Annotated in this window: 5 protein-coding genes; 3 read left to right on the top strand and 2 right to left on the bottom strand. The window is 43.5% G+C overall.

Annotated features, from left to right (window positions below; all coding sequences use genetic code 11):
* A partial coding sequence (locus AACS90_RS19640; protein WP_153043708.1) for a hypothetical protein occupies positions 1–201 on the bottom strand: 201 nt, incomplete at its 3' end.
* Between the two features lie 919 nt (positions 202–1,120).
* On the opposite strand from AACS90_RS19640, the gene AACS90_RS19635 reads away from it, so the two are divergent.
* Genes AACS90_RS19635 through lhgO form a run of 3 tightly spaced genes read left to right on the top strand, consistent with a single transcriptional unit; the run spans position 1,121 to position 5,379 of the window.
* Complete coding sequence (locus AACS90_RS19635) at positions 1,121–2,176, top strand: TAXI family TRAP transporter solute-binding subunit (protein ID WP_099123578.1); 1,056 nt, start codon at positions 1,121–1,123, stop codon at positions 2,174–2,176.
* 55 nt (positions 2,177–2,231) lie between these two features.
* The gene (locus tag AACS90_RS19630) at positions 2,232–4,196 is read left to right on the top strand and encodes a TRAP transporter permease (protein ID WP_099123577.1); all 1,965 of its coding nucleotides are present in this window, start codon (positions 2,232–2,234) and stop codon (positions 4,194–4,196) included.
* On the top strand, positions 4,189–5,379 hold the full coding sequence (gene lhgO / locus AACS90_RS19625) for an L-2-hydroxyglutarate oxidase (RefSeq protein WP_099123576.1): 1,191 nt from the start codon (positions 4,189–4,191) through the stop codon (positions 5,377–5,379). Before AACS90_RS19630 ends, lhgO begins: the two co-directional genes overlap by 8 nt.
* A gap of 61 nt (positions 5,380–5,440) precedes the next feature.
* On the opposite strand, the gene AACS90_RS19620 is transcribed toward lhgO, so the two are convergent.
* Positions 5,441–6,548, bottom strand: a 1,108-nt coding sequence (locus AACS90_RS19620) for an RHS repeat-associated core domain-containing protein (RefSeq protein WP_241538332.1), incomplete at its 5' end; no start/stop codon positions are given.

Here is a 6,548-nt window from a genome sequence, read left to right as displayed (position 1 = left end):
GGAAAAACCGATGCCAAAGCCGATATCCGCTGAATTCAGCGGGCTGTATGCCAGCGCCAGGGTCAGCTCCGGCCCCAGTTGGTTATTGCCGATAAGGTGTGCCACCGGCATCACATAATTAAACAGCCCCGTACGTGGATCGACACGGCCTGCGGCGGTGCTCTGAAAATTCGAGGCCTGAGAAAAAAAGTCAGTGCTCATTTTTTTATCCCCTGTATTAAAGTGATGAGAAATTAATATTAATTTCTATCAAACTCACCGGACTTAACAATATAATTAGCCAGGGTATTTTTTATTCTCTTTTACTTTATTCCTAAATTAACCGGAACAAATAAAACATCATATTTACCTGAAATAAAATTCTAATTCTTACATTTAGATATATATAATCACTCCGTTTTACTCACAAAAATTATACACAAAGTGAAATATAGGCATTAAAAATAAAACCTATTCTTTCTACTATCGATTTATGAAATAATCATAAACATAGTAAGACCCTGTTATTTCAATGGCTTTTACATAAATTATGGTTATAAAAACTTAATCATATTTAATATATTACATATTAGTCTAATTTTGATATCTTTCCAATTTAAATAAGCCAAAATAAACATCACATAAATTAAATTAACTCAATCAGAAGTTGAAGCTCACAGATATAATAATAACTCACTGTTATTTATGAGCACCATCTCCTCAGGGATCACATTAATATAAAAAAATAAAAACAATTGAATTTATCTTTAATAAAGCATCCATTATAAAAACATTAAATGAGAATTAATATAGTATTATGTTATTTTCCATCCACAATATACAAATAAAACCATAGATTAATCATTATTACTCAATAAATTATTTAAATTAATTTAATTTAATTTTTACCTTTACTGATAAAGACGTGACTCCGTTCAAATTTTCACAATAAACCCCCACAAAACCATTAGATTTATGATTGTGGCAATTATATTTATATTTTACCTTCTTTATGACTCATTAAACTATCTCATAGCATAATGCAGTCATTCAAAAAAAGAAAAATAGATAAGTTCATACTTACGTTAACTATAAATGAAACACCACATCATCAATCACACAATTTTCGGTAAACCCTATTATGTCAGTCACAAAAATATTAACACCCAAAAGAACAAAAGCACTGTTGGCAGTCATCGCTGCTATTGCCTTAATTTTCATGGCTATTATTGGAAAAATGAAGAATGCCGATAAACGATTTCTTTCCGTTGCCACGGCATCCACAGGAGGAACCTTTTACCCGATAGGTGTCGGGCTTGCCAATGTATGGAGCCATCATCTCAAGGATGAAAATATTCAGGTCACAGGCCAGTCTTCCGCAGGTTCAATTGAGAATATTGATTTACTCCAGAAAAATGAGGCACAGCTTGTTATTTTACAAAGTTTGATTGCTGTTGAAGCCTATCAGGGTGTCCGTAATTTCGAAAATCGGCCTTATCAGGATCTGCGTTCCATCTCGGTACTCTGGCCTAATGTCGAACACTTTGTGATGATGGACGATAAAATCAAAGAGGGTACGTTAAACGACATCGCCAACACCCGTTTTTCCGTTGGTCCACAAGCCAGTGGCACAGAGCAATCTACGTTGATTATTTTACAAGGGGTCAACCTTAGTAAGAAAAGTATTAGCCCGGAATATCTCGGCTATAGCGATACCGTTTCCGCAATGCGCGATGGCCGTCTTGATGGTGGCGCAATACCTGCGGGGGTTCCCGCCTCAGCGGTCACGGATATGTACGCCAGCGGTGTCTCTGCCCGTATCCTGAATGTGACCGATCAGCAATTGAAGCAGATTAATGCTATCGCGAATTCCTGGTTTCGTTTCGTCATTCAGCCAGAAACTTACCCCCGTCAAAGTGAAACTGTTCACACGATTGCTCAGCCCAATATTCTGATGACCACTCGTGAGATTGATGAACAAATCGTTTATGAATTAACAAAATCAATGTTTGAGAACCTGAAAGAAGTTCATCAAATCCACAGCGCCGCCAAATATATTTCCCCGGAAAATGCCCTTAAAGGCGTTGCCGTTCCTCTGCATCCGGGAGCCTACAGATATTACCGGGAAATCGGGCTGCCTATTCCTGATGATCTTATCCCGCCGGAAATTCATGCAGCCACAGCTCAGCCTCAGTAATGAGCAAATTGTAAGCCCTTTCTCGTCCGATTATGTGTTTTCATAAGGAATCATTATGAGTATTGCGCCATTAACATCGTCTTCTGCTGAACTGGATAAGGAATCCGGTTCCGGTAATCGCCATTTAATCAGTCCTTACAAACAGATAACTACCCTGCTGGCGATCGCTATTTCTCTTTATGCCATCTACGCTAATGCGTTATCTAATACACAGGAATTTTACCGTAATGTGATCTTTCTTGGCGGTATTCTGGTACTGGGCTTTATACTCTTTCCGGTTTCCAGACAACAGGCGACAGCAAAACTCAATCTTTGGGATTATCTTATCATCCTGCTTACTCTGATCAGTTACGGCTATTTCTATTTTACTTATATCGATTTACATGTTGTCAGAAACAGTATTCCCAATACCACAGATTATGTGATGGCTATCGTTGGCATTGCCCTATTACTTGAAGCGGCAAGAAGAACAACGGGTTATTTCATTCCGGGATTATCTGTTTTCGCTATTGTGTATGCTTTATTCGGCCAATATTTTATCGGTATTTTCGGGCATGCCGGTTTTTCTATCGAGCGCCTGCTATTCCGTCTGTTTATGACCGGTGAAGGGATTTTCGGGATCACACTGTCAACAGCATCGACAGCGATCATTGTCTTTATCCTGTTTGGTTCATTTTTGAGTGTCAGTGGTGCGACAGCATTGTTCAATGATCTGGCTCTGGCAATCGCCGGACGTCGCAGAGGCGGGCCTGCACAGGTTGCTGTCATTTCATCGGCGCTGACAGGCTCACTCAGTGGGAGCGCAGTTGCCAATGTAGCGACAACAGGGACTTTCACCATTCCACTGATGAAAAGCATTGGCCTGTCGCCACGCTTTGCCGGAGCCGTCGAAGCGGCAGCATCAACCGGCGGTATGATTATGCCCCCTATTATGGGCGCAGCCGCTTTTATCATGGCAGGTTTTCTCGGTATCTCTTACACCACCATTGTGCTTGCCGCCATTATTCCCGCACTGCTCTATTACGCTTCCCTGATTATTGCCATTGATTTGGAAGCCAAAAAACAGGGTTTGAAAGGCATCAGTAAAGAAAGTATTCCACAGGTAAAAGCGGTACTGAAAGCGCGTGGGTTACTGCTACTGCCCCTTTTTATCGTAATCGGCACATTATTAGCAGGAAAAACACCCATTTATGCCGGTTTCCTCGGTATTATTGCGATCATTGTTGCAAGCTGGATCACGCCGGATACTTCGGTACGGATGACACCTAAAAAAATAGCCAATGCCCTGAATGAAGCCGCTCGTGGAGCCATTCAGGTTACTGTTGCCTGTGCTGCTATTGGTATCATTATCTGCGTTGTGACTATGACCGGTATCGGCTCTACCCTTGCTTTCAACATTGTTTCCCTGACAGATAACACACTATGGATGATCCTGCTGGTTGTAATGGTAGTCTGTATCGTGCTCAGCATGGGATTGCCATCCACAGCGTTATATATTGTTGTCGCCGTCACCGTATCACCAATTCTCATTAAAGCAGGGGTTCTGCCCTTAGCGGCACATTTCTTTGTTTTCTGGTTCGGGGCATTATCCAATATCACCCCTCCAGTTGCCCTTGCCAGCTACACAGCCGCCAGTATCGCTCGCTCTGATCCCATGCAGACATCATGGAGTGCTGTCCGGCTGGCTTTACCCGGTTTTATAATTCCTTTTATTCTGGTGTATAACCCGGCGCTATTGATGCAGGGCAGTGAGTTAAGTGTGCTTTCTATTCTTTATATGTTAATAACCGCATTGATTGGCATTTATTCCCTCTCTATTGCCACTGCTAATTTCTGGATGATAAAAGCGCACTGGCTGGAAAGGATTTTCTTTACGATTGCTGCTCTTCTTTTAATTAAGCCGGGCGTATTAACCGATTTGGCGGGAATGGCGCTGATTGTGTTATCTGGTGTTATTCACTTGCTGCGCTATAAACAATATCAGACAACAGCAATAAGGAAGGAACCGCATAATGTATGATGTGATTATCATCGGGGCAGGGTTAGTCGGACTTGGTACAGCCAATGCGCTACAGGAACAACACCCACATTTACGTTTGCTGGTACTGGATAAAGAAAAATACGTGGCTACGCATCAAAGCGGGCATAACAGTAATGTTGTTCATTCGGGTATTTACTATACGCCCGGTAGTCTGAAAGCCAACCTGGCGAAAAAAGGGAACCAGACGATATATCAGTTTTGTCAGGAACACGGCCTATACTATGACCGCTGTGGCAAAGTGATTGTTGCAACACAGTTGAAAGAGCTTTCTTTACTGGAAAATATCTATCAGCGGGGTTTGCAAAATGGTCTTCAGGTTAGTCGGTTATCACAGGCGGCTTTGAAGGAGCGTGAACCTTATGTCAATGGCCTTGAAGCCATTCTGGTCCCGGATACCGGGATCGTCAATTATCCGGAAATTGCAGCAAAACTGGCTGAAATCATTCAGATCAGAGGTGGAGATATTCACTGCCAACAATCTGTACAAACTATCCGGGAACACAGTGATTCTATCGAAGTTCAAACCCAACAACGCACTTATCAGGCAAAATGGCTGGTGAACTGTGCCGGTTTACAGAGTGACAGAATAGCTCAACTGGCAGGCTACGATACTGGTATGAAAATCGTGCCATTTCGCGGCGAATATTATGTGCTGAATAGTGATAAAAACCATCTGGTCAATCACTTGATTTATCCCGTTCCTAATCCTGATTTCCCATTTTTAGGTGTTCATTTTACCCGCATGCATAATGGCAAACGGGATGTGGGCCCCAATGCGGTACTGGCATTTAAACGCGAGGGGTATCGCCGGACAGATTGTAACCTGCGGGATATGACGGAAATACTGACTTACAAAGGTGTCTGGAAAATTGCTTCACGCTATTTAAGTGAAGGAATCGCAGAAATGCGCCGCTCATTCTCACATCAGCTATTTACTGAAAATGCCCGCCAGCTTATTCCCTATTTACGTCCTGAAGACATTACTCCGGGGCCAGCGGGTGTCCGTGCTCAGGCAGTCACGCCCGAAGGTAAACTAGTGGATGATTTTCACTTTGTAACCGGTCGCCGGTCATTACACGTTTGTAATGCTCCCTCGCCAGCGACTACTGCATCATTTGAGATTGGGAGAGAACTTGTAAGACGGTATTTTGAATTAATTTAATGGTAATGATTTTTTAAAAGGCAGCGTATAGATTAATCACTATGCGCTGCCTGATCACTTATTATAGCAATCGCAGTAAGTCAGCAACCATTCCGGGAAGATTCGCTTCTCTCCACCGAATATTCCATCCCGAAATTCCCAGGAAAAAATCGTCAAAACGTGGATCAATAAAAATTCCTTGATGCCGATTAACATTATACACTAGTCTATTAACACCTTCTTCATAGCGAAATCTACTGATGGTATTGACTGCCCTTGGATTAATTTCATTTATAAATGGTGCATATAATTCACGTACTGTTCTACTTTCAATATTTATAAATCTTTGTACCGCTCTGCCCCCCGCATTCAGAAGTACGCTGTTGTCCATTGTTAACCTAATTCCTCCACCCGTTGTCTGATAAGCAAATCCCAAGCGCTGTAGTACGTTAAAATCTTGCTGCATGCTTTCTGTCATCTGAGCGAGTGGAGGAAAATCAAACTGCACCGTTCTATATCCATTACTCATGACTTCCTGTACCCACCCTGCCGCATTTGCTCTATCAAAAGATTCTAATGTGCTTCTTGCAGTTGTCTCAATTGCCGCTGCTGCCCTTGTTGTATTGGCTGTCTCAGTAGCTCTAGTTGTCTCCGCTGCAACTGCTTCTATTGTTCTGGGAACCTCACTTTCTCCCACCGCCGCAGCCCTTACACTGGAACCAAAACTAAAACTATTTTGTAGCTGAGCTTCCACCTGCCGTAACCCACGAACCATTTTACCAAGTGCAAAACTACCCAGACTGGCCGCTCCCAACCCTATTGAAATCCAGCCCAAAACAACAGAAGTCTGCGGATCACTGCCCTCTGTCACGGCACTGGCAAACCCGGTCGCCGCCCCTAAAAAACCAACCCCGGCCAAAATCGCCCCACTCAGCGTCAGGGAAGCCCCTCCCGTTGGAATGACCGCGGCCAACTCCGCGACCATTCCAAACAGACCTAACGCTATTCCCAGAATACTGCCCACACTGATGTGCCCACTCGGATCGGTCCGGTTGATCGGATCGCCCAGGCAGTACGCATACGGGTTCAGCCCCCCGGCCCCGAACGGGCTGAGGCTGTCCGGCGCCGTAAACCGCATCAGGACCGGGTTATACGTCCGGTAGCCGTTGCCCAGATGATACCCGCCTCCG

This window comes from Xenorhabdus sp. KK7.4 (genome assembly GCF_963876465.1).
Taxonomy (GTDB): domain Bacteria; phylum Pseudomonadota; class Gammaproteobacteria; order Enterobacterales; family Enterobacteriaceae; genus Xenorhabdus; species Xenorhabdus stockiae.
This window is presented reverse-complemented; position numbering and strand designations above follow the sequence as displayed.